Annotated in this window: 25 protein-coding genes; 12 read left to right on the top strand and 13 right to left on the bottom strand. The window is 66.4% G+C overall.

Annotation, left to right across the window (positions count from 1 at the left end):
- Positions 1-3: 3 nt before the first annotated feature.
- Genes rfbA through rfbD form a run of 3 tightly spaced genes read left to right on the top strand, consistent with a single transcriptional unit; the run spans position 4 to position 2344 of the window.
- The gene (rfbA, locus tag ABB28_RS09480) at positions 4-897 is read left to right on the top strand and encodes a glucose-1-phosphate thymidylyltransferase RfbA (RefSeq protein WP_057508393.1); all 894 of its coding nucleotides are present in this window, start codon (positions 4-6) and stop codon (positions 895-897) included.
- A complete protein-coding gene (rfbC, locus tag ABB28_RS09485; RefSeq protein WP_057508394.1) occupies positions 894-1451 on the top strand; it encodes a dTDP-4-dehydrorhamnose 3,5-epimerase in 558 nt (185 codons plus the stop codon). Before rfbA ends, rfbC begins: the two co-directional genes overlap by 4 nt.
- Positions 1448-2344, top strand: a complete 897-nt coding sequence (gene rfbD / locus ABB28_RS09490; protein ID WP_057508395.1) for a dTDP-4-dehydrorhamnose reductase — start codon at positions 1448-1450, stop codon at positions 2342-2344. The genes rfbC and rfbD overlap by 4 nt, the downstream gene beginning before the upstream one ends.
- A 72-nt stretch (positions 2345-2416) precedes the next feature.
- On the opposite strand, the gene ABB28_RS09495 is transcribed toward rfbD, so the two are convergent.
- Entirely contained in the window at positions 2417-3820 is a 1404-nt protein-coding gene (locus ABB28_RS09495; protein WP_057508396.1) for a mannose-1-phosphate guanylyltransferase/mannose-6-phosphate isomerase, read from the bottom strand.
- Positions 3821-3843: 23 nt separating this feature from the next.
- A complete protein-coding gene (locus ABB28_RS09500; RefSeq protein WP_057508397.1) occupies positions 3844-5190 on the bottom strand; it encodes a phosphohexomutase domain-containing protein in 1347 nt (448 codons plus the stop codon).
- Positions 5191-5329: 139 nt separating this feature from the next.
- Between ABB28_RS09500 and ABB28_RS09505 the strand changes: the two genes are divergently transcribed.
- From ABB28_RS09505 to ABB28_RS09515, 3 genes are read left to right on the top strand one after another with little or no spacing between them, the layout of a single operon-like run.
- Complete coding sequence (locus ABB28_RS09505) at positions 5330-6064, top strand: CoA transferase subunit A (RefSeq protein WP_057508398.1); 735 nt, start codon at positions 5330-5332, stop codon at positions 6062-6064.
- 1 nt (position 6065) lies between these two features.
- On the top strand, positions 6066-6698 hold the full coding sequence (locus tag ABB28_RS09510) for a CoA transferase subunit B (RefSeq protein WP_057508399.1): 633 nt from the start codon (positions 6066-6068) through the stop codon (positions 6696-6698).
- A 5-nt stretch (positions 6699-6703) separates the two neighbouring features.
- Positions 6704-7288, top strand: a complete 585-nt coding sequence (locus ABB28_RS09515; protein ID WP_057508417.1) for an alpha-ketoglutarate-dependent dioxygenase AlkB family protein — start codon at positions 6704-6706, stop codon at positions 7286-7288.
- Positions 7289-7307: 19 nt separating this feature from the next.
- On the opposite strand, the gene ABB28_RS09520 is transcribed toward ABB28_RS09515, so the two are convergent.
- The 5 genes from ABB28_RS09520 to ABB28_RS09540 form a co-directional block, all read right to left on the bottom strand.
- A complete protein-coding gene (locus ABB28_RS09520) occupies positions 7308-8270 on the bottom strand; it encodes a glycosyltransferase family 2 protein (protein WP_057508400.1) in 963 nt (320 codons plus the stop codon).
- A 91-nt stretch (positions 8271-8361) separates the two neighbouring features.
- The gene (locus ABB28_RS09525; RefSeq protein ID WP_057508418.1) at positions 8362-9006 is read right to left on the bottom strand and encodes an ABC-type transport auxiliary lipoprotein family protein; all 645 of its coding nucleotides are present in this window, start codon (positions 9004-9006) and stop codon (positions 8362-8364) included.
- Positions 9007-9011: 5 nt separating this feature from the next.
- Positions 9012-9938: an MlaD family protein gene (locus ABB28_RS09530; RefSeq protein WP_057508401.1), complete on the bottom strand. Its 927-nt coding sequence runs from the start codon at positions 9936-9938 to the stop codon at positions 9012-9014.
- A gap of 3 nt (positions 9939-9941) precedes the next feature.
- Entirely contained in the window at positions 9942-10772 is an 831-nt protein-coding gene (locus ABB28_RS09535) for an ABC transporter ATP-binding protein (protein ID WP_057508402.1), read from the bottom strand.
- A complete protein-coding gene (locus tag ABB28_RS09540) occupies positions 10772-11884 on the bottom strand; it encodes an ABC transporter permease (protein ID WP_057508403.1) in 1113 nt (370 codons plus the stop codon). Before ABB28_RS09540 ends, ABB28_RS09535 begins: the two co-directional genes overlap by 1 nt.
- A gap of 103 nt (positions 11885-11987) precedes the next feature.
- Here ABB28_RS09540 and ABB28_RS09545 point away from each other — a divergent pair, with 103 nt between their 5' ends.
- Positions 11988-13247: a threonine/serine exporter family protein gene (locus ABB28_RS09545; protein WP_057508404.1), complete on the top strand. Its 1260-nt coding sequence runs from the start codon at positions 11988-11990 to the stop codon at positions 13245-13247.
- Positions 13248-13609: 362 nt separating this feature from the next.
- Here ABB28_RS09545 and ABB28_RS09550 read toward each other — a convergent pair whose 3' ends face one another.
- The 3 genes from ABB28_RS09550 to ABB28_RS09560 form a co-directional block, all read right to left on the bottom strand.
- Entirely contained in the window at positions 13610-13984 is a 375-nt protein-coding gene (locus ABB28_RS09550; protein ID WP_042615514.1) for an H-NS histone family protein, read from the bottom strand.
- A 147-nt stretch (positions 13985-14131) separates the two neighbouring features.
- On the bottom strand, positions 14132-15823 hold the full coding sequence (locus tag ABB28_RS09555) for a proline--tRNA ligase (protein WP_057508405.1): 1692 nt from the start codon (positions 15821-15823) through the stop codon (positions 14132-14134).
- A gap of 71 nt (positions 15824-15894) precedes the next feature.
- The gene (locus ABB28_RS09560; RefSeq protein ID WP_057508406.1) at positions 15895-16266 is read right to left on the bottom strand and encodes a DUF4124 domain-containing protein; all 372 of its coding nucleotides are present in this window, start codon (positions 16264-16266) and stop codon (positions 15895-15897) included.
- 80 nt (positions 16267-16346) lie between these two features.
- Here ABB28_RS09560 and pssA point away from each other — a divergent pair, with 80 nt between their 5' ends.
- The 3 genes from pssA to rimI are packed head-to-tail and all read left to right on the top strand — an operon-like array spanning position 16347 to position 18132.
- The gene (gene pssA / locus ABB28_RS09565) at positions 16347-17126 is read left to right on the top strand and encodes a CDP-diacylglycerol--serine O-phosphatidyltransferase (RefSeq protein WP_057508407.1); all 780 of its coding nucleotides are present in this window, start codon (positions 16347-16349) and stop codon (positions 17124-17126) included.
- Positions 17123-17638 (top strand): hypothetical protein, encoded by a 516-nt coding sequence (locus tag ABB28_RS09570; RefSeq protein ID WP_057508408.1) that lies wholly within the window; start codon positions 17123-17125, stop codon positions 17636-17638. The genes pssA and ABB28_RS09570 overlap by 4 nt, the downstream gene beginning before the upstream one ends.
- Positions 17635-18132: a ribosomal protein S18-alanine N-acetyltransferase gene (gene rimI, locus ABB28_RS09575; RefSeq protein WP_057508409.1), complete on the top strand. Its 498-nt coding sequence runs from the start codon at positions 17635-17637 to the stop codon at positions 18130-18132. The genes ABB28_RS09570 and rimI overlap by 4 nt, the downstream gene beginning before the upstream one ends.
- A gap of 173 nt (positions 18133-18305) precedes the next feature.
- Here the strand turns inward: rimI and ABB28_RS09580 are convergent, their stop codons facing one another.
- The 3 genes from ABB28_RS09580 to ABB28_RS09590 all read right to left on the bottom strand — a co-directional run bounded on the left by ABB28_RS09580 (position 18306) and on the right by ABB28_RS09590 (position 23218).
- Complete coding sequence (locus ABB28_RS09580) at positions 18306-21146, bottom strand: valine--tRNA ligase (RefSeq protein WP_057508410.1); 2841 nt, start codon at positions 21144-21146, stop codon at positions 18306-18308.
- An 80-nt stretch (positions 21147-21226) separates the two neighbouring features.
- Positions 21227-21652: a DNA polymerase III subunit chi gene (locus tag ABB28_RS09585; RefSeq protein WP_057508411.1), complete on the bottom strand. Its 426-nt coding sequence runs from the start codon at positions 21650-21652 to the stop codon at positions 21227-21229.
- Positions 21653-21739: 87 nt separating this feature from the next.
- Positions 21740-23218 carry a leucyl aminopeptidase gene (locus ABB28_RS09590; RefSeq protein WP_057508412.1) on the bottom strand — a complete coding sequence of 493 codons (1479 nt, stop codon included), beginning with the start codon at positions 23216-23218 and terminating at the stop codon, positions 21740-21742.
- A gap of 103 nt (positions 23219-23321) precedes the next feature.
- Between ABB28_RS09590 and lptF the strand changes: the two genes are divergently transcribed.
- Positions 23322-24404, top strand: a complete 1083-nt coding sequence (gene lptF / locus ABB28_RS09595) for an LPS export ABC transporter permease LptF (protein WP_057508413.1) — start codon at positions 23322-23324, stop codon at positions 24402-24404.
- Positions 24401-25507 carry an LPS export ABC transporter permease LptG gene (lptG, locus tag ABB28_RS09600; protein ID WP_057508414.1) on the top strand — a complete coding sequence of 369 codons (1107 nt, stop codon included), beginning with the start codon at positions 24401-24403 and terminating at the stop codon, positions 25505-25507. The genes lptF and lptG overlap by 4 nt, the downstream gene beginning before the upstream one ends.
- Positions 25508-25612 lie beyond the last annotated feature (105 nt).

The following is a 25612-nucleotide window of genomic DNA, read 5'->3' on the forward strand; positions in this document are numbered from 1 at the left end:
TCCATGACGCAGACGCAGCGCAAAGGCATCATCCTGGCCGGTGGCTCCGGCACCCGGCTGTATCCGATCACCAAGGGTATTGGCAAGCAGCTGCTGCCGGTGTACGACAAGCCGATGATCTATTACCCGCTCAGCGTGCTGATGCTGGCGGGCATCCGTGAAGTGCTGATCATCAATGCCCCACACGAGCAGGCACTGTTCCAGCAGTTGCTGGGCGACGGCTCGCAGTGGGGAATGGACATCCAATATGCTGCCCAGCCGAGCCCGGACGGCCTGGCCCAGGCCTATCTGATCGGCCGCGAGTTCCTGGACGGCAAGCCCAGTTGCCTGGTGCTGGGCGACAATGTATTCCATGGTCATGGCCTTACCGACGTGTTGAAGCGTGCTGACGCGCGCCACGACGGCGCCACCGTGTTTGGCTACTGGGTCAGTGATCCCGAGCGTTACGGCGTGGCTGAGTTTGACAAGGATGGCAAGGTGATCGGCCTGGTCGAAAAGCCGGCCAAGCCGCGTTCGAACTACGCTGTGACCGGCCTGTATTTCTACGACGGCAAAGCCAGCGAGTACGCTGCTGATTTGAAGCCCTCGCCGCGCGGCGAACTGGAAATCACCGACCTCAACCAGCGTTACCTGGACGAGGGTGCATTGCACCTGGAGCCGTTGGGTCGCGGTTACGCGTGGCTGGACACCGGCACCCACCAGTCGCTGCTGGAAGCCTCCAACTTCATTGAAACCATCCAGACGCGCCAGGGACTACAGGTATGCTGTCCGGAGGAAATCGCATTCGGCAATGGCTGGATCGATGCCGAGCAACTGGAGGCGCTGGCCGCGCCGCTGATCAAGAATGGCTACGGTCAGTACCTGCATGCGCTCGCCGTCCGGGGAAAGGTTGTATGAAGATCATCGAGACCCGCCTGCCCAGCTGCGTGGTCATCGAGCCGGCGGTATTCGGCGATGAACGTGGTTACTTCTTCGAAACCTGGAATGCCGAGCGTTTCGGCCAGCACGGCCTGCCGACGAAGTTCGTGCAGAGCAACGTATCCACCTCGGCCAAGGGCGTGCTGCGTGGCCTGCACTACCAGTGGCCGCGACCCCAGGGCAAGCTGGTGAGCGTGCTGGAAGGCGAGGTGTACGACGTTGCGCTGGATATCCGCCGTGGCTCGCCGACCTTCGGCCAGTGGGAAGCGGTGGTGCTCAGCGCCGAAAACAAGAAGCAGTTCTGGATCCCGGAAGGTTTCGCGCACGGCTTTGCCGTGCTGTCCGAACGGGCGGTTTTCAGCTACCTGTGCACCGATGTATATGTGAAGGAAGCTGATGCCGGCGTGCGCTGGAATGACGCCGACGTGGCGGTGGACTGGCCGATCTCAAACCCGACGTTGTCGGCAAAGGATGAGGCTGCCCCGTTCCTGAAGGACATCGCCGAAGAGCGCCTGCCGGTGTTCGTCGCATGACGATCCTGGTATTCGGCGGCAACGGCCAGGTCGGGCAGGAGCTGTTGCGTGCGCTGGCCCCGCTGGGCGAGGTGGTGGCGACCACGCGCAGCGGTCTGCTGCCGGATGGCCGCGCCTGTGAGATTGCAGACTTCAACCAGCCCGATTCGCTGGTTGCGCTGCTGGATCGCGTCCAGCCCCGGACTGTCGTCAACGCTGCTGCCTATACGGCGGTGGACAAGGCGGAACAGGACGTGGAGGCGGCTTTCCGTGCCAACGCCGAATCCCCTGGGGTGATCGCACGCTGGAGCGCGGCTGCGGGCGTACCGTTCGTGCATTACTCCACCGACTATGTCTTCGACGGTGAAGGCACCGCGCCGTACCGTGAAGACCAGCCGACCGCGCCGCTGGGCGTGTACGGCACCAGCAAGCGCGATGGCGAAGATGCGGTGCGTGCAGCTGGCGGGCGCCACCTGATCTTCCGCACGGCGTGGGTGTACGCCTCGCACGGTGCCAATTTCCTGCGCACCATGCTGCGCGTGGGAGCCGAGCGTGATGCGCTGCGCGTGGTGGCCGACCAGGTCGGTACGCCGACCCCCGCGGCGCTGATCGCCGATGTCACCGCGCAGGCCCTGCAGCACGCCGGCGGACTGTCCGGCACGTGGCACCTGACCGCTTCCGGGCAGACCAGCTGGCATGGGTTCGCCGAGGCGATCTTCGCCGAAGCACTCGCGCGCGGCGTGCTGGCCAAGGTGCCGAGCGTGGAAGCGATCGCCAGCTCGGAGTACCCGACGCCGGCCAAGCGGCCGTCCTGGTCGGTTCTGGACAACCGCCAGCTGCAGAAGGATTTCGGCATCGCGCTGCCGTCCTGGAAGGATGGGTTGACGCGGGTGATCGGCGAGATCGCAGGCTGAAGTCCAGCAGGGGGTCAGAGTCCTTCCGCCATGCGGAAGGACTCTGACCCCGTCGAGATGACTTACGGTCGGCTACTGCCGACCGTAGGTATCTTCGAAGCGCACGATATCGTCTTCGCCCAGATAGCTGCCGGACTGCACTTCGATCAGCTCCAGCGGCAGGCGTCCTGGATTACGCAGGCGGTGGGTAACGCCGAGCGGGATGTAGGTGCTCTGGTTTTCGCTGAGCAGCAGCACTTCCTCACCGCGGGTGACCTCGGCGGTACCGCTCACCACGATCCAGTGTTCGGCGCGGTGGTGGTGCATCTGCAGGCTAAGCGTGCCACCGGGCTTGACCGTGATGCGCTTGACCTGGAAACGCGCACCGTTGTCGATCGAATCGTAGGCGCCCCATGGCCGGTACACCTTGCGATGCCAGGTGGCTTCGCTGCGCCCTTCGGCCTTCAGCTGGGCCACTACGGCCTTGACCTCCTGCATGCGGTCACCCTTGCCGACCAGGACCGCATCGTCGGTTTCCACAACGATCACGTCATCCAGCCCGACCATCGCCACCAGACGCTGGCCGTAGGCATAGGTGTTGCGGCAGTCGATCGCGATGACATCGCCCTGGTGCGCGTTGCCGTCGCCATCCTGCTGCGATACGTCGCGCAGGGCGGTCCATGATCCGACGTCGTTCCAACCGGCATCCAGCGGCACCACCACCGCATCGGCGGTCTTCTCCATCACCGCGTAGTCGATGGAATCGGACGGCACGGCGGTGAACGCGTCCTTGTCCAGGCGGGTGAAGTCGGCATCACGGCGGGCCTTGCTCCAGGCGTCGCGGCTGCCAGCCAACATCGCCGGCTGGAAGCGTTCGAGTTCCTGCAGGTAACGCGAGGCCTTGAACAGGAACATGCCGCTGTTCCAGTAGTACTGTCCGCTGGCCACGTAATCGGTGGCCGTGGCGAGGTCCGGCTTTTCGACAAAACGCTCCACCGCGCGTGCGCCTTCGCCTGCGGCCGCCTTGATGTACCCATAGCCGGTTTCCGGGCCGGCAGGCACGATACCGAAGGTCACCAGCTTGCCGGCTTCGGCGGCACCGGCAGCCTGCTCGACCGCGCGCAGGAAAGCAGCGTTGTCACTGACCACGTGATCCGACGGAAGCACCAGCAGCAGCGCATCAGCGCCATCGCGCGTGGCCTCCAGAGCCGCCACCGCAATGGCCGGCGCAGTGTTGCGGCCGACTGGTTCAAGGATGATCGCTGCGGGGGACGCACCCACCTGCTGCAACTGTTCGGCGGCGACGAAGCGATGCTCTTCGTTGGCGATGACCAACGGACCGCGCGCGGCGATGGCTTCGACGCGCTTCCACGTGTCCTGCAGCATTGTCAGGTCACTGGTCAGTGGCAGAAACTGCTTTGGATAGGCTTCGCGCGATAGGGGCCAGAGGCGGGTGCCGGATCCACCGGAAAGGATGACAGCCTGGATAGTATTCATTGCAGTTCCGTTGATGAAGTGGGTCATCGCTGCAGCAGCGAAGAGATTTCGTCGGTACGCGACTGCAGCAGCGCCGCATCTCCGCGCGTTTCGACATTCAGCCGCAGCAGCGGTTCGGTGTTGGAGCTGCGCAGGTTGAAGCGCCAGTCACCGAAATCGGCGCTGATGCCGTCGGTATGGTCCAGCGCCGGCGCATGCGAGGCGAAGTGTTCCATCACGCGTGCTACCGATACCTTGGCGTCGGCGACCTTGAAGTTGATTTCACCGCTGCACGGATAGGCCGCCATGCGGTCTTCGACCCAGTCAGCCAGAGACCGGCCGCTTTCGGAAACCAGTGCGGCAATCAGCAGCCAGGGAATCATCCCCGAGTCGGCGTAGGCGAACTCACGGAAGTAATGGTGGGCGCTCATTTCGCCGCCGTATACCGCATCTTCGGCGCGCATCTTTTCCTTGATGAAGGCGTGGCCGCTCTTGCACAGCACCGGGATGCCGCCGGCCTGTTCGACCATTTCCACGGTATTCCACACCAGTCGCGGATCATGCACGACCTTGCCACCCGGATGGCGCTTCAGCGCGGCCTGGGCCAGCAGGCCGACCAGGTAATAGCCTTCGATGAAACGACCGGTGTGATCGAAGAAGAAGCAGCGGTCGAAGTCGCCATCCCACGCGATGCCGAAATCGGCGCCATGCTCACGCACCGCTTCGGCGGTGGCGGCGCGGTTTTCCGGCAGCAGCGGGTTGGGGATGCCGTTGGGGAAGTTGCCATCCGGCTCGTGATTTACGCGGATGAACTGCAGCGGCAGGTGCGGGGCGAGCAGATCGACGATCGCGCCGGCGCCGCCATTGCCGGCATTGACCACGACCTTCAGCGGCTTCAGTGCAGCGGCGTCGACGTAGGACAGCAGGTGCGCGATGTAGGCGCTCTTGTCGTGCTGCTCGCTCTGGCCTGCCTTGGGCGGCAGGGCGGCTGCGGTATCGGCCGCCACCGCATCGGAGATCGCGAACAGGCCGGTATCCGAGCTGATCGGGCGCGCGTTTTCGCGCACCAGCTTCATGCCGTTGTAATCCATCGGGTTATGGCTGGCGGTCACCATCACGCCACCGGCCGCGCCGAGGTGATCGGTCTGGAAATAGACTTCCTCGGTACCGCACAGGCCGATGTCGATGACCTCGCGGCCCGCGCCGCGCAGTCCCACGACCAGGGCATCCTGCAGCGCCGCGCTGGTCAGGCGCACGTCGTGGCCGACGACCACGGTTCCCGGCTCCAGCTGATCGGAGAGTGCCACGCCGATACGCCGGGCCAGGTCTTCGTTCAGTTCGTCCGGCACGCGGCCGCGGATGTCATAGGCCTTGAAGGCGGGCAGGGGCATCGGTCACTCCATTGGGGGGTCCAGCCGCTTAGTTTAATCCCTGGAATGTTTGGGAATCGTTTCCATGTCGCAACGCCACGTGACCCTGATCGCCGCTGCCCTAGAATGGGCGGATTACATCAACGAGGTGAGGGCGTAGATGACAACCCCGGCAACGACTGGCCAGCGGCGCGACAAGCGCTACGCCAGTGCAGCCCTGGCCCTGCAGGGCGTGGTCGCCGATGGCCAGACCCTGGCGGTCGGCGGTTTTGGCCTGTGTGGCATCCCGGAGGCCCTGATCGCCGCGCTGCGCGATAGCGGGGTCGGCGGCCTGACGGTGATCTCCAACAATGCCGGCGTGGACGGCTTCGGCCTGGGCCAGCTGTTGGCCACCCGGCAGATCCGCAAGATGATTTCCTCTTACGTGGGTGAAAACAAGGAGTTCGAGCGGCAGTTCCTGGCTGGTGAACTGGAACTCGAATTCAATCCGCAGGGCACCCTGGCCGAGCGCCTGCGCGCCGGCGGGGCCGGTATTCCGGCGTTCTTCACCGCCACCGGTTACGGTACCGTGGTGGCCGAGGGCAAGGAAACCCGCGAGTTCGATGGACGGCACTACGTGATGGAAACCGCGCTGCGCGCCGATGTGGCGCTGGTCAAGGCGTGGAAGGCCGACGAAGCGGGAAACCTGGTATTCCGCCGCACCGCGCGCAACTTCAACCCGGCCTGCGCGATGGCCGGCAAGGTCTGCATCGCCGAAGTGGAAGAGGTGGTCCCGGTAGGCAGCATCGACCCGGACCATGTGCATCTGCCCGGTATCTACGTGCACCGCATCGTGCACAACCCCACGCCCGAAAAGCGCATCGAGCAACGCACCGTGCGCACGGAGAACACCTGACATGGCCTGGACCCGTGACGAAATGGCAGCGCGCGCTGCGCAGGAATTGACCGATGGGGCGTACGTGAACCTGGGCATTGGCCTGCCGACCCTGGTGGCCAACCATATTCCCGACGGCGTGGACGTCTGGCTGCAGTCGGAGAATGGCCTGCTCGGCATCGGCCCGTTCCCGACCGAAGCGGAGATCGACCCGGACCTGATCAACGCAGGCAAGCAGACCGTCACCGCCCGGGCCGGCGCCAGTTACTTCGGCAGCGATGACAGCTTCGCGATGATCCGCGGCGGCCACGTCAACCTGGCCATCCTCGGCGCCATGCAGGTCACCGACAGCGGCGACCTTGCCAACTGGATGGTGCCGGGCAAGATGGTCAAGGGCATGGGCGGGGCGATGGACCTGGTGGCTGGTGTGCAGCGCGTGGTGGTGCTGATGGAGCACACCGCGAAGAACGGCGAGCACAAGATCCTGAAGGAATGCTCGCTGCCGCTGACCGGTGTCGGCGTGGTGGATCGCATCATCACCGATCTGGCGGTGTTCGATGTCACCGCCGAGGGGCTGGTGCTGGTGGAAACCGCACCGGGCGTCGAACAGGCCGAACTGGCAGAGAAAACCGGCGTGGCGTTCACGCGCGGCTGATGTCCATGCTGTTCCCGCAGGATCTGCCTGATGCCGATGTACGCCACCTCGCGGGGTGGCTGCCTCCCGTACAGGCGGATGCACTGCACGCGACGTTGCTGGAAGCTATCCCGTGGGAAACCCACCGTATCCGCATGTTCGGCCGCTGGGTGGATTCACCCCGGCTGAGTTGCTGGATGGGCGACGCGGATGCGCGTTACCGGTACTCCGGTGCGGATTTTCTGCCGCATCCCTGGCCGGCCGTCCTGCTGCCACTGCGTGATCGATTGCAGGAGGCACTGGGTACGCGCTTCAACAGCGTGCTGCTCAACCGCTACCGCAGCGGCGCCGACAGCATGGGCTGGCACAGCGACGACGAGCCGGAGCTGGGGCCGCAGCCGGTGATCGCTTCACTGAGCCTGGGCGCTGCACGCCGCTTCCTGCTGCGCAGGCGCGATGACCATGCCCTCAAGGCCAGCTACCTGCTCGGCCATGGCGACCTGCTGGTGATGTCCGGTAGTGCGCAGACCCATTACCAGCACGCCCTGCCGAAGAGCGCCCGGATACAGGCCGAGCGCACCAACCTGACTTTCCGGTGGGTCCAGCGCTGACCTGGCATGGGGCATCGAATCAACTGCGGATCAGATCGATCGCAGCGGAAAGCAGCCCGCGCCCGAAACGGAGATAGTTTCCTGTGGCCATTTCGCCAAGCACCTGGGGGAGACGACGCACACGAGAAGCAGGCAGGCCAGCGCGGACGCCGAAATGGTCCCGCCTGGACGTGACAAGCGCCATTGCCGACCGAGGTACGACAAGTGCCTGCGCGCGTTCAACCAGCATCTCTGATTGCTTGAGTTCGGACTGCAGTTGCAGTTTGCGTCGTGCACTGCGTGGCAGGGGATCGTTGCCACCAAGCCCGAGCTGGTTGCCGCCATGCAGCCGATAGTCCACCAGGGATTCCCGCAGGCTGTCTACTCGACCGGTCAATGCCGCCAGCGTGACCAACCAAGCGTCATGAACCCATTCCGTCGCCGGAAGCGGAAGCGCGTCGCCCAACACGCGCCTGCGGATTGCCATGGCCGCGCCAGTGACCATCTTGCGCTTCAACAGCAGGCCTAGCCCATCACCCCGATGCATCATCCCCAGCTCATGGCTGCCGATGCCCAGTGACTCAAACAGGCTCTTGGGAAGCGATCGGCCCTCCCCATCAATCAGCCGTGCATCGCTATGCAGCGCCAGCAGCCCGGGCCGTGCCTCGAACTCGGCACACATGCGTGACAGCTTGTCCGCATGCCAGACATCATCCTGATCGCAGAGGAAGATGACCTCGCCGGTGCACGCACGCAGCGCGCCATCGAAGTTGCGGCGGTAGCCGACATTGCGTTCATTGACCTGCAGGTCCACCACGATACCCAACGCTTCGGCCTTGGGCACGAAGGCTGCCAGGATTTCGCCCGTCCCGTCGCTGGACACGTCATCGCGGATGACGATCTGGTCCGGCAGCGGGCGCTGCGTCAACAGGCTGTCCAGCTGCGCCTGCAGGAAGCGCTCGCCGTTGTAGGTGCACATGGCAATGGACGTGGTGAGCGGCATCGGCGGAGTCACGGGTCAGGCAGTTCCGGATTATGACATTGCCTGCCAAGGGCCGCCGGCCAGCCCCCGGCATGACCCCGCCACCAGCCCATCAGCGCAGCGACGCGCCGTCCGCATCCTTCTGCCCACTGGTCAGCGCCCAGCCCACCACATCGGCGGTCAGTGCATTGAGCCCCTTCTCGAAGGCCGCGGTCACCGCCGGCACCTCGGTCGATCCCACCGGCTGCTCCTGGCGGAAGGTGCGGTCGATCACCACCCGCTGGTCCACCACATGGATCAGCTTGGCGTTGATTTCGATGACCACCGTCGGCGTGGGCTGGCCGCGGTAATCCGATTCAAACCGGCGGATGTCGGTGGCCAGGCGGTAATCGGCGCGGATACCAGCCGCCGCTCGGCCGACCCCAGCGATCCGGCCGGAGTCTTCGAAACCGCGCAGCAGGGCGTCTTCAATCATGTCGGTGGCCGGCTGCGCCCAGGTCGCGCCCGCGTAGATTTCCAGCTCCGAAGGACTCGGACGCACGTTGATGCGCGGGCTGTCGACCATGCGCGTGGCGCTCGGCTTGGACAGCACCAGCTGCCAGGCGACGGTCGGCCAGGACGGATCGACCTTCACCTGGACGGCGGGCGAATAGATGGTCACCGCCTTGCGGTCACCACTGGAGAGGATCGAACAACCGGTCAGGCTGGCCAACAAGGCAGCCGGCAGCAGCAGGCGCGTCACGGACGGGGAGGGCATGCGCTTCATTCGGGTTCGAACTCCTTCGGTGCGTCGCGGCCCAGCAGGTAGCGCGCGGGGTTGTTCTCAAGCCGGTCGCTGACCCGGCGCAGGTCGCGGATCAGGCCGCGCAGTTCGGTCAGGGTCGGGCCGAGCTGGCCCAGGCCATCGCTGGCGAAGCTGTTGATGGCCGCACGGTTCTCGCCGAGGATCGAATCGGCATTGCCGGCGGCCGAATCCATCTTGGTCATCGTGGCGTCGAGCTTCTCGATGATGCCCGGCAGCTGCTGCACCAGGTTCTGGTCCAGCCGCTGGATGGTGCCGTTGGTGGTCTTCAGGGTGTCGTCCAGGCTGCGCGCGGCATTGCGCGCGCTGAGCAGCAGCGCCTGGGTGCCTTGTTTCTGGTCGGCCAGGCCGCCACTGATCGACTCGATGTTGGCCAGCGTGGCGTTGATGGCGGCCACGTTGCGGTCGCTGAGCACCTGGTCCATGCGTTCGACGATGCGGTTGGCCACGTCGGTGATGTTCTGCAATGCAGAGGGCATGGTCGGGATGATCGGTGCCGGATCGCGGTTGACCGAGGTCAGCGTGGGTGACTGCGGGGTGCCGCCACTGAGCTGGATGATCGACGGGCCGGTCAGGCTGGTGATGGCCAGCTTGGCGCGGGTATCGGTCTTCACCGGCGTGGTGGAATTGAGGCGGATCTTGGCCACCACCTGGCGCGGGTCATCCGGGACCAGATTGAGTTCGGTGATCGACCCCACCGCGATGCCGTTGTACTGCACCGGGCTGCCGACGGTCAGGCCGGTGACCGCCTCGCGGAACACCACGCGGTACTCCTGCCAGGTGCGGTCGGAGGAATACTTGGCTGCCCACAGGCCGAAGGCCAGCAGGGCCAGGCCGGTGATCAGGGTGAACGCGCCTATCAGCACGTAGTTGGCTTTGGTTTCCATGACTCAGGCACTCTCGGTCTGTTCGCCGCGCGCAGCACGTGCGCGGGGTCCGTGGAAATAGTCCTGGATCCACGGATGGTCCAGTTTCTCGATGTCGGCCAACGGCGCAGTGGCGACGACCTTGCGGTCGGCCAGCACCGCCACCCGGTCACAGATGGCATACAGGGTGTCCAGATCGTGTGTGATCAGGAAGACGGTCAGCCCCAATGCTTCCTGCAGGGTCTTGATCAGGCGGTCGAACGCCGCCGCGCCGATCGGATCCAGGCCTGCGGTGGGTTCGTCCAGGAACAGCAGCGGCGGGTCCAGCGCCAGCGCACGGGCCAGGCCGGCACGCTTGCGCATGCCACCGGACAGCTGCGAAGGCAGTTTGTTGATCGCATCGGCGGGCAGGCCGGCCAGCTTCACCTTCAGCAGCGCCAGCTCGTAATGCCAGCGCTCGGGCAGTTCGCGGTGGTGCTCCTTCAACGGGACCTGCACGTTCTCGCCGACGGTCAGCGAAGAGAACAGCGCGCCATCCTGGAACAGTACGCCGGTGTTGCGCTGGATGTGCAGGCGGCTTTCGCTGTCACCCCCGCGCGCATCACGGCCAAGCACTTCGATCTGCCCTTCGTCCGGGCTGCGCAGGCCAAGGATGGAGCGCATCAGCACCGACTTGCCGGTACCCGAACCGCCGACCACGCCGAGGATCTCGCCGCGCCGTACGTCCAGGTCCAGGCCTTCGTGCACGGTCTGGCTGCCGAAGCGGTTGACCAGTCCGCGCACGCGGATGGCCAGCTTCGCGTCGTCTTCGCCGGAGGCGTCGTGGATGTCGTCGGTGCGTTCGTCGTTCACCATCACCAGCCCACCTGCATGAACCACAGCGCCGCGAAGGCGTCGAGGATGATCACCAGCGAAATGGCCTGGACCACGCTGGAAGTGGTGCGCTCACCGACCGACTGCGCGGTGCCTTCCACCTTCAGGCCTTCCAGGCAGCCGATCAGGCCGATCACCAGTGCGAACACCGGGGCTTTGGACAGGCCGACCAGCATGTTGCGCACTTCCATCGTGTCGTACATGCGCGCGATGTACATCTGCGGGGGAATATCCAGGTCGAAGGCGCCGACCGTGATACCCCCTGCCAGGCCGGCGACCATCGCGATGAAGGTCAGCAGCGGCAGGGTGATCAGCAGGGCGACAATGCGCGGCAGCACCAGCAGGTCCATCGGATCCAGGCCCAGCGTCTTCATCGCGTCGATCTCCTCGCGTGCCTTCATCGCACCGATCTGCGCGGTGAACGCGCTGGCGGTACGGCCGGCCAGCACGATGGCGGTCAGCAGCACCGCGAATTCGCGCAGGAAGGCGATGCTGACCAGCTCGACCACGTAGATCTCCGCGCCGAAGTCGCGCAGGATGGTCGAACCGAGGAAGGCGATCACCGCGCCGACCAGATAGGAAAGCAGGGCCACCAGCGGCACCGCATCCAGTCCGACCTGTTCCATCTGGTGCACGGTGGCGGTCAGCCGGAAACGGCGTGGCTCCTTCAGCAGCCGCGCGCCCTTGACCAGGCTTTCGCCGAGGAAGCTGGCCAGCGCCACGATGTTCTGGCCGGTCGCGTGCATGCTGCGGCCGAGCCGGTCCAGCGCGGCCAGCACGCCGAAATCACGCTTCGGCTTGGGCCGGTCGTCGGCCACCTCTTCGATCGTGCAGACCAGTGCCTGGTGGTCCTCGCGGAACTGCAGCGCGTCCTGGCCCAGGTCGGCGCGGTGGGCCACCCGCAGCAACTGCAGCACGCCGGCCGAATCCAGCTGGTCGATGCCGGTGGCATCGATGGCGGTCAGGGTTTCGGGAACCTCGCGCAGCACCTCGGCGGCCTGCAGGGCAGTGTGCAGCGTCCAGCGACCGGACAGGCGGATGCGGCCCGGTTCATTGGCATCGCGTTCGATCTTGGGGGTCTGGTCGGAGATCATGGTCGGCATCAAGGATGCAGCATAGCGTGTGCATGTCGCATGCAGCGTAGGTCCTGTCCGAATGTCCTTCTGCACGGGCCGGGGCTGGGTAATACTACCGCGCATGCCTGTAGACGCCTCCCCGATTGCTTCGCCCCCCGCCACCTACGCGCAGCGCGTGGCGTTCGTCTGTGAGATCGCCGGGCGCCTGCACAGCTACGGCACCACCGCCCAGCGCCTGGAGGCCGCCGTGGTGGCCCTGGCCCAGCAGCTGGGACTGGATTGCGAACCTTGGTCGAACCCGACCGGGATCATCCTGAGCTTCAGCGATCCGGCCAAGGCGATTGGTTCCAGCGACATCACCCGCGTGATCCGGCTGGCGCCTGGCGAAAATGATCTGCATAAACTCAGCGTCGCCGATCGCATTGCCGAGGATGTCGCAAACGGCCGGATGAGCCTGGCCCAGGGACACACCGCGCTGCGCCAACTGGACGCTGATCCCGGGCTGCGCGGAAAGGTCAAGGAAGTGCTGTCCTACAGCCTGGGCGCGGCCGGTGTGGCCGGGCTCTGGAAACTGCCGTGGCTGGACATCGCCACCGCTGGCGCGATCGGGCTGCTGATCGGCCTGCTGGGGCGCTGGACCAGCAGACGCGCGGCGACCAAGGAGGCCAGTGAAGCGCTGGCGGCGCTGTTGGCGGGGCTGGTCGCCACGCTGGTGGCCACCTATGTCGGCGCGCTCAACCTCAATACCGTGGTGATCGCCTCGCTGGTGATCCTGCTGCCGGGTATGTCGCTGACCAATGCGGTGAACGAGCTGGCCAGCCAGCACTGGGTATCCGGCACGGCGCGGGTGGCCGGGGCGCTGACCACCATCATGAAGCTGACGGTGGGTGCGATGATCGCGGTGACGTTGGCCGATGTGATCGGGCTGGACCCGGTAGTGCGCGCTTCGCGGCCGCAGGGCGCGTGGGTGGAGTGGTCGGCGCTGCTGATCGCGGCGTTCGCCTTCGCGATGCTGTTCAAGGCCAGCCGGCGCGATTTTCCGTGGGTGCTGGCGGCCTGCGTGGCCGGCTATGCGATTTCCAAATTCGCTGGCCATGCGTGGGGGGCGCCGGCGGGTATCTTCCTTTCGGCGATGCTGCTGACGGCGGCGGGCAATCTGTTTGGCCGGCTGGTGCAGCGACCGGGGGCGATCATCCGCTTGCCGGGCATCATCATGATGGTGCCCGGCAGTACCAGCCTGCGTGGGGTGCTGACGCTGGTGCAGCAGCAGGATGTCGGGGCGGGGCAGGGGGTGTTCCTGACCGTGTTGAACGTGGTGATGGCGCTGGTGGCTGGGTTGTTGTTCGGAAACCTGCTGATTCCGGCGCGGAAGACGCTGTAGGTTTGTGGTTGGCGAACGGGTGGAACCCCCTCGCGGCTGCCAGGTTGAACGGGGTCGGTGTTGGCGCCGGGCGGGTGGGGTCTGCAGGACACGCCGCAAGTACGTCCTTGTAGGCTGCGTCGCCGCATCCATGCGGCTCAGCGTCCTGCAGACCCCACCCGCCCGGCGCCCCGACACATTCCGGCGCTGACTGCCGCGGATGAAAAGAAAGAAGCGCGGCGGGCTGTGGTGGGTGACCGCCGGCGGTCGTGGTGGGTGACGACCGTTGGTCGTGGTGGGTGACGACCGTTGGTCGTCACGCTGTTGCGGGGACAAAAAAACGCCGGCTTCGCAGCCGGCGTTTTTGATGATCGCGAGGGGTTTCAGGCCTTCTTGATCAGGTAATCCTCAACCTTCTTGCCCTTGCTGGTCAGCTCGGCCAGCCAGCGCGGCTGCTTGCCGCGGCCGGTCCAGGTTTCCTTGGTGTTGGCCGGGTTGCGGTACTTCGGGGCAACCTTGCCCAGCTTGCGGCCGGCGGTCTTGGACGGTGCCTTGGTCGCGGCCTTGCGGGCGCGCGGTGCGGGTGCGCCGCCGAACAGTTCTTCGATGCTGTAACCCTCGACCTTGGCCAGCTTTTCCAGCTGGGCGCGGACCTTGGTGATCGGGCGACGCTTGGCGACGATGGTCTGCTGCTTCTTGGCGGTGCGGATCAGTGCACCCAGTTCACGGGCCGACAGACCGGTCAGATCAATACTCATGCAGTGCTCCAGACAATATGGAAAGGGTCTGCCAGTCCTTGGCTCGGGCCCAAGAGTAATGTGCATTTACTGCAAGCACAAACAGGAAATAGCACTTCCGGGGTGAACAGCAAAAGAAAAGCCGGGATTAACCCGGCTTTTATTCTTTTACCCGAGCAGTTTGCGCATCAGGCTGTCGCGATCCAGGCTCTCGGCCTCGCTCGCGCTGCGTGAGCGATATTCGAAAGTACCTGCGGCCAGGCCGCGTTCGGAAACCACCACGCGGTGCGGAATGCCGATCAATTCCATGTCGGCGAACATGGCGCCGGGGCGCAGGCCGCGGTCGTCCAGTGCGGCATCCAGCCCGCCGGCACGCAGCGATTCCAGCAGCTCGGCAGCGGCGGCGGACACGGCAGCGTCGCCCTTGGGATTGATCACGCACACCACCGCCTGCCACGGCGCCATCGCCTCGGGCCAGACGATGCCGGCTTCGTCGTGGTTCTGTTCAATGGCGGCGGCGACGATGCGCGAAATACCAATGCCATAGCAGCCCATGCTCAGCACCGCGGCCTTGCCATTTTCATCGAGCACGGTGGCGTTCAGCGCCTTCGCATACTGGCGGCCCAGCTGGAAAACGTGGCCCACTTCGATGCCGCGGGCGATCTTCAGCTCGCCGCCGTCGCGGGCGCGGTCACCGGCCTGCACGTTGCGGATATCGGCGATCTCCGGCTCCGGCAGGTCGCGGCCCCAGTTGACGCCGGCCAGGTGGAAACCGACTTCGTTGGCGCCAACGACAAAATCGGCCAGTGCGGCCACTTCCGGGTCAGCGACGACACGGATCGCCTTGGCCGGACCCACCGGGCCCAGGAATCCGGGCACGCAGCCGAGGTATTCGCTGATTTCCGCCTCGGTGGCAAACCGGTGGTCGGACAGGCCGGGCACCTTGGCCAGTTTGATTTCGTTGACCTCATGGTCACCGCGCACCAGCGCCAGCACGAAGGTTTCGCCGGCCATCAGCGCGACCGATTTGACCGTGCGCTGCAATGCCAGCCCCAGCAATGCGGCCACGTCTTCGCAGGTCTTCTGGGTCGGGGTTTCAAGCTTGCGCATCGCCTCACCCGCGGCGGCGCGGGCCGCGGGCTCGGCGGCCACGGCCGCTTCCATGTTCGCCGCATAATCCGAGCCGGTCGAAAACACCAGCGCGTCTTCGCCGGAATCGGCGATGACATGGAATTCCTGCGAAGCATCGCCACCGATGGCGCCGGAATCGGCCTGCACCATGCGGAAATCGAGCCCCAGCCGGGTGAAGATACGGCTGTAGGCCGCCTTCATGTTTTCGTATTCGCGGACCAGGTCTTCGTCGTGCAGGTGGAAGGAATAGGCGTCCTTCATCAGGAACTCGCGCGCGCGCATCACCCCGAAGCGCGGCCGGATCTCATCGCGGAACTTGGTCTGGATCTGGAAGAAATTGACCGGCAGCTGCTTGTAGCTGGACAGTTCCTGCCGCGCGAAATCAGTCAGCGCTTCTTCGGCGGTGGGGCTGTAGCAGAACTCCTGCTCCTTGCGGTCCTTGATCTTCAGCAGCTGCGGGCCGAATTTCTCCCAGCGCCCGGTGGCTTCCCACAGCTCGCGCGGCTGGATGGTCGGGATCTGCAGTTCGACCGCGCCGGCATTTTCCATTTCCTCGCGGACGATGCGCTCGACCTTGCGCAGCACGCGCAGGCCCAGCGGCGACCAGATATACAGGCCGGAGGCGAGCTTGCGGATCATCCCCGCGCGCAGCATCAGCCGGTGGCTGGTCAGCTCGGCGTCGCTGGGGGTTTCCTTGGTGGTGTGCAGGTGGAACTGGGACAGGCGCATCGTCGGCATCATCTAACGGCGGAAGCCGTTATTCTGCCAGCCCGGCGCCTGTCGTGGGCAGCGGGCGGGTTTCAGGCCTGCGGGCAGTAGGCCTTGGCGGCCGCTTCGGCGAGCGCGCGCTGGTTGGCGCGCTGGGTGTCGTCCAGCGCGGTTTCGGCCGTGCCGTCACCGTTGGTGTCCTGCATGACCGGACCGCTGCCATCGAGCAGCGCCAGGTTGGCCCGCGCGGTGACGCACTGCGGGGCAAGCGGCGTGTCGGTCGCCGCCGCTGCCGGCGGATTGCCCGGGTCGCGGGTCTGCTGCCGGGTTTCAAAGGCCTTGCCGGCGGGCGGGCTCTCCGAATACTGGGTCACGCCATTGGCGTCCTTCCACTTGTAGACCGGACCGGCAAACGCCGATGCGCTGGCCAACAGCAGGAAACTCAAGCAGAACAGGGTACGCATGGAGACTCCAGGCCTGACCGGCGGGAAAGCGTGATTGCAGCACCGCAGCCGTCGGCTGGCAAGTCGATTAAACTCGGGGCATGGATCCCATCACACCGCCGCCGCCGCGTTCGCGCACCATTTACCTGCTCCCCAACCTGTTCACCACGGCGGGCCTGTTCGCCGGGTTCTACGCGATCATCGCCGCGGCCAACGGTGATTTCGTCTACGCCAGCATCGCAGTGTTCGTGGCCGCGGTCATGGACGGGCTGGATGGCCGGGTCGCCCGCCTGACCGGCACCAGCAGCGAATTCGGCGTGCAGTACGACTCGCTCGCCGACCTGGTCAGCTTCGGCATGGCGCCGGCGCTGGTGATGTACCACTGGGCCCTGTCTTCGCTGAAGTTCGACGGTGAACTGCTCGGCCGCGTCGGCTGGGCGGTCGCCTTCCTGTACGCGGCCTGCGCCGCGCTGCGCCTGGCCCGCTTCAATACCCAGGTGGCGGTGGTGGACAAGCGCTGGTTCGTCGGCCTGGCCAGCCCGGCCGCAGCCGGCCTGATGATGTCCTTCGTCTGGGCCTTCGCCGACGGCACCCTGGGCTGGACCGGTGAGCAGCTGCGCTACGTGGCGCTGGGGGTTACCCTGGTGTCGGCCCTGCTGATGGTCAGCCGGATCCGCTTCTGGAGCTTCAAGGGCGGCGGGGCGAAAGGCCCGCGTGCCGACCGCGTGCCGTTCCTGGTGTTGGCCCTGCTGCCCATCGGCATCGCCATCGCGGTGATCGACCTGCCGCGTGTGTTGCTGGCAGTGGGCGTGATCTACGCGCTGTCCGGGCTGGTGATGTGGGCCATGCAGCGCCTGCGAAAGCGCCCGGACGCGGCGTGAGTACCGACCTGCCCGTCCTGTGGACTCCGGCCCAGCAGGCCTGGCTGCAGGCGATGGGCTACAGCGTGCTGCATGAAGGCACGTTGGCGGCCGAGCTGGAAGCCGCTGCCGCTGCGGCGGCCATGACGCAGGCGATCGAGCCGCAGTCGGTTGAACTGAGCGTCGCCCCGGTGGCATCACGTCCTGCAGTGACCCGGCAGGCGCCGCCGGCACCGCGCACCGCGCCGGAACCGGTTGCCCCGCGCACGCCGGTCGCCCCGCGCCCGGCTGCCGGGGAACAGAGCGACGCCGATGCGGCGCCGCGCGCCAATGCTGCACGGCGCCCGTCGGTACGCCTGCCGGATCGCCTGCAGATCGCCTTGCTGCGTGCCTCGGGCTGCAATCCCAATGATCCACAGACGCAGGCCTTGATGGACAGCTGGCCGCTGGACGCCCTGCGCGCCGATCCGGCCGCCAAGCGCGCGCTGTGGCCAACCCTGCGTGCGTTGCGCCGCAAGGGGCGCCAGGCATGAGTGCGGTGGCCCGTCCGGCGCAGGCCAGCGTGCGTGCGCTGCGCGAAAGTGACCTCAACGCAGTGATGGTGATCGAGGAGCGGGGGTACCCGTACCCCTGGACGCGCGGCATCTTCCTGGACTGCCTGCGGGCGGGCTATCCCGGTCTGGCAATGGAAGAGGACGGCCTGCTGGTGGGCTATGCGCTGTTGAGCATCGCCGCCGACGAAGCCCACCTGTTGAACATCTGCGTGGATCCGCTGAACCAGTCCCACGGACGCGGGCGCCAGTTGCTGCGCGCCATCGTCGGCCTGGCCCGTGACCGCGGCGTGCAGCGCGTGTTCCTGGAAGTGCGGCCGACCAATACGCCGGCGCTGTCGCTGTACCACAGCGAAGGATTCAACGAGATCGGTCGTCGTCCGCGTTACTACCCCGCCGCCGACGGCCGCGAGGATGCGCTGGTGATGGCCATCGAACTGGTGGCCGACGACATCGACAGGATGCCGCCGCTGTAAGCCAGGTAGCGCCGAGCCGTGCTCGGCGAGCGCAGCGGGCCGCCCGAAGCGCGGGACGGCCAGCGGCCGTCACTACCGGGCAGGCGATCAGGTAGCGCCGAGCCGTGCTCGGCGAGCGCAGCGGCCGCCCGAAGCGCATGACGGCCAGCGGCCGTCACTACCGCTGTCGTGCGTTACAGCTTGGCGCGCTGTTCCTGCAGGCCGGCCAGCTGGGTGGTCCATTCGACCAGGCGCACGCGCTCCTGCTCGACCACCGCCGCCGGCACCTTGTCGGTGAACTTGGCCAACTTGGCCTCGCTCTTTTCCTTTTCGCCCTGCACGCGGGCCAGTTCCTTGTCCAGGCGCGCGCGTTCGGCATCCAGGTCGACCAGCCCTTCCAGCGGCACCAGCAGCTTCAGCTCGCCGACGATCGCCGGTGCCGCCGGGGGAGCGGATTCGCCTTCGGCCAGCCACTGGATGGTGTCCAGTTTCAGCAGGAACGACAGCGAGGCCGCGAAGCGTTCGATGCGCACGCGGTCCTGCGCCAGCCCGGCCTGCAGGCGCAGCGGCACCAACCGGGACGGGGCCACGTTGAGCTCGCTGCGCACGCGGCGCACGGCGCTGATCACTGCCTTCAGCCATTCGACGTCCGCTTCGGCCTGGGCATAGTCACCGGCGAACTCTTCGGCGCTGGGGTAGGGACGCAGCGACAGCGAATCGCCGCCGATGCCCAGGCGCGGCGCCACCTGCTGCCACAGCTGTTCGGTGATGAACGGCGTCAGCGGATGCAGCAGGCGCAGCAGCGCTTCCAGCACGTACAGCACGGTGTGGCGGGTGCTGTCTGCATCGGCCGCGTCGGGACCGTTGAGGGCCGGCTTGCTCAGCTCCAGGAACCAGTCGCAGAATTCATTCCAGGCGAACTCGTACAGGCACTGCGCCAGCAGGTCGAAACGGTAGGCGGCGAAGTGGCCCTGCGCTTCGGCAGTGGTGGCCGCCAGCCGCGCGAGGATCCAGCGCTCGGCATCGGTGCGCGGCTTGGGCGCGCCGTCGAATGCAGCGCCTTCGGTATTCATCAGCGCGAAGCGGCTGGCGTTCCACAGCTTGTTGCAGAAGTTCTTGTAGCCCTCGGCGCGGTTCATGTCGAACTTGATGTCGCGGCCGTGGGTGGCCAGCGCGGCGATGGTGAAGCGCAGCGCATCGGCGCCGTGCGCGGCGATGCCGTCCGGGAACTCCTTGCGCGTCGCCTTTTCGATCTTTTCAGCGGCCCGCGGCTGCATCAGTCCGCCGGTACGCTTGGCCACCAGGTCCTCGATGGAAATGCCGTCGATGATGTCCAGCGGGTCCAGCACGTTGCCCTTGGACTTGGACATCTTCTGGCCCTGCCCATCGCGGATCAGGCCGGTGAAGTAGACATCCTTGAACGGCACTTTGCCGGTCAGGTTGTCGGTGGCCATGATCATCCGGGCGACCCAGAAGAAGATGATGTCAAAGCCGGTGACCAGCACCGAGGACGGCAGGTAACGGTCGAAACCGCGCTCGGCCATCGCCTGTGCGTTCGGCCAGCCCAGCGTGGAGAACGGCCACAGCTGCGAGGAGAACCAGGTCTCCAGCACGTCGCTTTCCTGGGTCAGCGCGATCTCGGGGCCCAGCCCGTTGGCCGCGCGCACTTCGGCCTCGTCGCGGCCGACGTAGCAGGTGCCTGCTGCATCGAACCACGCCGGGATGCGGTGGCCCCACCACAGCTGGCGGCTGATGCACCAATCCTGGATGTTGGTCATCCAGTGGCGGTAGGTGTTGATCCAGTTCGGCGGCACGAAGCCGACCGCACCCGGTTTTCCATCGGTCCCTTCGACCAGCTCCAGGCCACGCCGTGCCAGCTCGTCCATCTTCACGAACCACTGGTCGGTCAGGTAGGGCTCGATCACCTGGCCGGTGCGGTCGCCGCGCGGCACCTGCAGCTTGTGCGGCTTGGTTTCCACCAGCACCGCCAGGTCTTCCAGCTCGGCCAGCACGGCCTTGCGCGCGTCGTAGCGGTCCAGCCCGCGGAAACGCTCAGGGGCGTTGTCATTGATCGCCGCCACCGGGGTGAACAGGTTGATCATCGGCAGGTTGTGGCGCAGGCCGACCTGGTAATCGTTGAAATCATGCGCCGGGGTGACCTTGACCACGCCGGTGCCAAAGGCACGGTCGACGTAGTCATCGGCGATCACCGGCACGCTGCGGCCGGTCAGCGGCAGGGTCACGCTGCGCCCGATCAGGTGCAGGTAACGTTCGTCTTCGGGGTGCACCATCACCGCGGTATCGCCGAGCAGGGTCTCCGGGCGGGTGGTCGCCACGACCAGGTAATCGCGGGTTTCGCGCAGCGTTTCCACGCCATCGGCATCACGCTCGACGTGCTCGTAGGTCAGCCCGTCGTCCAGCGTGTAGGCGATCGACCAGAGGAAACCGTCTTCCTCGGCGCTCTCCACTTCCAGGTCGGAGATCGCGGTCTTCAGCACCGGATCCCAGTTGACCAGGCGCTGGCCGCGGTAGATCAGGCCCTGTTCGTGCCAGCGCACGAAGGCTTCGATCACCGCCTGCGAGGGCTGTGGGTCCATGGTGAAGGTGCTGCGCGACCAGTCGGCCGACGTGCCGAGGCGGCGCATCTGCCGCTCGATGGTGTCACCGGATTGCTGCTTCCATTCCCATACCTTGCCGATGAAGGCTTCGCGGCCCAGCGTATCGCGCGTCTCGCCGTTGCCTTCCAGCGCCAGGTTGCGGCCGACCACCATCTCGGTGGCGATGCCCGCGTGGTCGGTACCCACCTGCCACAGCGTGTCGTAGCCGCGCATGCGGTGGTAGCGCACCAGGGCGTCCATCAGGGTCTGCTGGAAGGCATGGCCCATGTGCAGCGTGCCGGTCACGTTCGGCGGCGGCAGCAGGATGGTGTACGGCTCGCCCTTGCCCGACGGCTTGAAGTGGCCAGCCTTTTCCCAGGCATCGTAGGTGTCCGTTTCAAAGGACGTCGGGTCGTAGCTGGAGTCGAGTCGGGTCATGCGGGGCAACCAGGAGATGTTCGGGGGGAATTCAGGGCGATCGTTCGGCGCATCAAGGGCAGCGCAGGCCCGGCGCCGGCTTACATGTCGTGCTTGGACAGAGCGTAACCAGCGTCCTTGTACTGCCGCCAGCGCTCGCGCAGCGGCTCGCGTGCGTCCGGGTCGGCCGGCACCACTTCCAGCACGCGCTCGCATTCGCCCATCCAGGGCGTATCGCGCAGGTTGATCACCAGCGGGCGCGCCGGTTCAACGCCACCGGGCACGGCGATCAGCACCAGCGCCTCTTCTTCATCCATGTCTTCGCCGGCGATCTGGTGCGGGATGTAGGCCTCCGCATCGAAGGACCACAGCAGCTCGTCCAGTTCTTCGGCCTGGGCCTGGTCGCGCGCCAGCACCAGGGTGAACAGCCCGGCATCGTTGGCCTTGCGCGCCAGTTCGCAGACCAGGCGCAGCGGCTCGGTCAGGAAGCGGGGCTTGGCAATCAGGTAGAAATCGGCGCGGGGCATGGCGGGGTCCGGGTTGCAGGCGAAGACCCGGTCGAAACCGGGCCGTGTCATGGCCGGCACGGAGGCCGGCCACAGGGCGACAGTGGATCAGGCGCGAGCGACCTGGTCCAGCAGCCACTGGCTCAGCAGCCCGACCGGGCGACCGGTGGCCATGCCGCGCTTGCCTTCGTCGCTGGCCACGCCGGCGATGTCCAGGTGGGCCCAGCGCTGGCCTTCGGTGAAGCGCGCCAGGAAGCAGCCGGCGGTGATCGCACCGGCCCAGCGGCCGCCGATGTTGTAGACGTCGGCAAAGCTGGAATCCAGCATCGGCTGGTATTCGTCCCACAGCGGCAGGCGCCAGGCGCGGTCGAACACGTGCTCGCCGGCGGCCAGCAGTTCGTTGGCCAGGTCGTCGTGCTTGGTCATCAGGCCGGCGGTCTGGTGGCCCAGGGCCACCATGCAGGCGCCGGTCAGGGTGGCCACGTCGACCAGCGCGGCCGGTTCGAAGCGCTGCGCGTAGGTCAGCGCGTCGCACAGGATCAGGCGGCCTTCGGCATCGGTGTTGCCCACTTCGATGGTCTTGCCGGACATCGAGGTGATGACGTCGGACGGGCGGTAGGCATTGCCGTCGATCGCGTTTTCAACCGCCGGCACCACCACGACCAGGTTCAGCGGCAGCTGCGCCTTGACGGTGGCCACGAAGGTGCCGATGACGTTGGCGCCACCGCACATGTCGTACTTCATTTCCTCGATGCCGCCCTGCGTCTTCAGGTTGACGCCACCGGTATCGAAGGTGATGCCCTTGCCGACCAGCACGTAGGGCTTGGCGTCGCCGCCGTTGCTCCACTTCAGCACCACCAGGCGCGGACGGTTGGCCGAACCGCGGGCGACGGCCAGCAGCGAGCCCATGCCCAGCGCTTCCATCTGCGTCTCGTCCAGGATCTCCGCTTCGGCGCCGTCGTGCTCACCGGCGAACTTCACCGCCACGTCGGCCAGGTAGGCCGGGTTGCAGAAGTTCGGCGGCAGGTTGCCGAGCTCGCGGGCGAACTCCACGCCGCTGGCGATGGCCTGCCCCTGCAGCAGGGCCTGTTCGTCGCTGCCGGCGATCGCCAGCTGCTGCAGGCCGGCGTCTTCGGCCTTTTTCTTGCCGAAGGTGGCGGTGTAGCGGTAGCTGGCGTGGTCGGCGGCGATGATCGCCTGGCGGATCGCCCAGGCCGCGTCGCGGTCCTTGACGGGCAGGTCGACCAGGGTGAACAGCGCGCTGCGGCTGGCGCCGGTCTTCAGCGCGCGCACGGCGTCGCCAATGGCCTTCAGGTACTGCGGCACGCCGAAGCGGGCGGCATCACCCAGGCCCACCACCAGCACGCGCGGGGCGCTGACGCCCGGCAGGTCGTGTAGCAGGGTGGTGGCACCGGTCTTGCCGGAGACATCGCCGCGCTGGGCAAGGGCGGCCAGGCGACCGCCGCTGGCGGCGTCCAGCGCCTGCGCGGCGGGCGACAGGGAAAGATCGGCGAAGGCGCCGACGACCACGCAGTCGACCCCGGCAGAGGTCGGCGACGCTTGGTTCAGGGTGAATTGCAGGGCCATTGATCAGATTCCGTTGGCATATCCGTACAATCGCGGACCGTTTACGTCCAGCCAGTAGACTGGGCGGACCCGCGAACGAACCTGAGAGTTTAAACCACGGCCCATGTTGAAGCTCGACCGCTATCTATTGGGCGATTTCGTCCAGAGTTTCCTGGCCACCCTGATCGTCCTGCTGGTTGTCAGCGTGGGCGGCGTGCTGGTGGATATCCTTGGCAACATCGCCGATGGGCGCCTGCCTGCCCGCCTGCTGTTCTCACAGCTGGGCCTGCAGTTCATCGTCTACATGCCGCTGATCCTGCCGCTGGCGCTGATGCTGGGCCTGCTGCTGGCGGTCGCCCGGCTGTACCGCGACTCGGAAATGGCGGTCATCACCGCCATCGGCGTGGGCCCGCGGCGCCTGCTCAAACCCTTGCTGCTGCTGGTGCTGCCGGTGGTCGGGCTGATCGGTGCCTGTTCGCTGTGGCTGGGTCCCTGGGCCGACCGTACCAGCGAGCAGATGATCGACCAGGCCAACCGCAGCGTGCTGATGGCCGGCCTGGAGTCGGGGCGCTTCACCAACCTGTCCAACGGCGGGGTGGTGTATCTGTCCTCCATTTCCCCGGATGGCACCGGACTGGGCCGGGTGTTCATGAACCGCGCCCGCGAGGGCCGCATCGAGGTCGTATCGGCCGCCAGCGGCAAGCTGTTCTTCGAGGGCAAGGACCGCCGCTACCTGCAGTTGAACGACGGCCACCAGATCGAAGGCCCCGCCGACGGCGGCAAGGGCTACCGGCTGGCGACCTTCGCGCGCAACGACGTGGCGATGCCCGACGGCGCGCAGACCCGCCAGTCCGATGACCCGGAACTGCTGCCGACCAGCCAGCTGATCGGCGACAAGCGCCCGCAGGCCAAGGCGCAGCTGCATTCGCGCATCGCCCCGCCACTGATCGCGCTGGCCTTCGCCCTGCTGACCGTGCCGCTGGCGCGCAGCTCGCCGCGCCAGCAGCGCTACGGCCGGATGATGCTGGCCTTCCTGGCCTACATGGTGGGCATGAACCTGATGTTCATCGGCACCGGCTGGATCGCCGATGGCAAGGTGCCCGATGGGCTCGGCCTGTGGTGGCTGACCCTGCCGCTGCTGGGGCTGGCGATCTGGATGTACCTGCGTGACGGCCACCTGTCGCGACCGAAGAGAGTGACCGCATGATTCCGCGTCCGATGCGTTTCGATTACTACCTTGGCCGGGCGGTGTTCGGCACCGTGCTGCTGACCTGGGCGGTGCTGGTGGGGCTGGACGTGGTGATGGCCTTCTCCGGCGAGTTCAAGGATGTCGGCAAGAACGGCTATACCCTGGGCCATGCGGCGGCCTGGGTGCTGTACACCGTGCCGCGGCGCGCCTACACCTTCTTCCCCACGGCGGCGGTGATCGGCTCGCTGATGGGCCTGGGCCAGCTGGCGGCGACGTCCGAACTGACCGCGCTGCGCGCACTGGGCCTGTCGCGGCGTCGCCTGAGCCTGTCGGTGGCGGTCGCGCTTTCGCTGCTGACCGGCGCGATGGTGGTCAGCGGCGAAACGCTCGCACCGTGGGGGCAGGAGCGCGCCGACAACATCCGCATGAGCGCCAAGCGCGGCGGCGACATGTCCGTGGCCCGCTACGCCGGTGTCTGGGCCCGCGAGGGCGATACCTTCCTCAACGCGCAGGGCGGTGAGGAGCAGCTGGTCGAGGGTGGCGGCACGCGCCTGGTGCTGCACGACGTGCGCATGTACCGCATCGGCCCGGAGGGCGAGATCGTGTCGCTGACCCATGCCGTCACTGCCGAGCACGATGCATCCGGCTGGATGCTGAAGCAGGTGCGCCGGGACATTTTCGGCGACCGTTCACTGACGCGCGAGGAAGTGCCAAGCGAGAAGTGGGATTCGCAGCTGGATGCGGCGGCGCTGGCGACCGGTATTTCGCGGCCGCGCAACCTGCGTGCGGCTGACCTGCGTACCAGCATCGAATACCGCGAGCGCAATGGCCTGGATGCGCGTGACTACGAGGACGTGTACTGGAGCCGTTGGTTCTATCCCGTGAACGTGCTGGCGTTGTGCCTGGCGGCGGTGCCGTTCGCGTTCGGTTCGCTGCGCAGCGGTGGCATGGGCAAGCGCTTGTTCCTGGGCATCCTGTTCGCGCTGGGGTTCTGGCTGCTGCAGCTGTTCTTCGGGCGGATGGCCGGTGCGTTGAAGTTTGATTACCGGGTGGCGTACGCACTGCCGCCGATCCTGATGCTGGGCATTTCGGCGATGCTGTTCCGGCGCAAATCGGGCTGAGGTTTTGTTTGCCGGGCTGCGCCCGGCACCTGCCGAAGCAACGGCAACGTCAACGGCAACGTCAACGTCAAAAGCGCTGGGCTGTGTGTTGGTGGGGCGGGGTGG

Origin of the sequence: Stenotrophomonas chelatiphaga (genome assembly GCF_001431535.1) — a bacterium.
GTDB classification, from domain to species: Bacteria; Pseudomonadota; Gammaproteobacteria; order Xanthomonadales; family Xanthomonadaceae; genus Stenotrophomonas; species Stenotrophomonas chelatiphaga.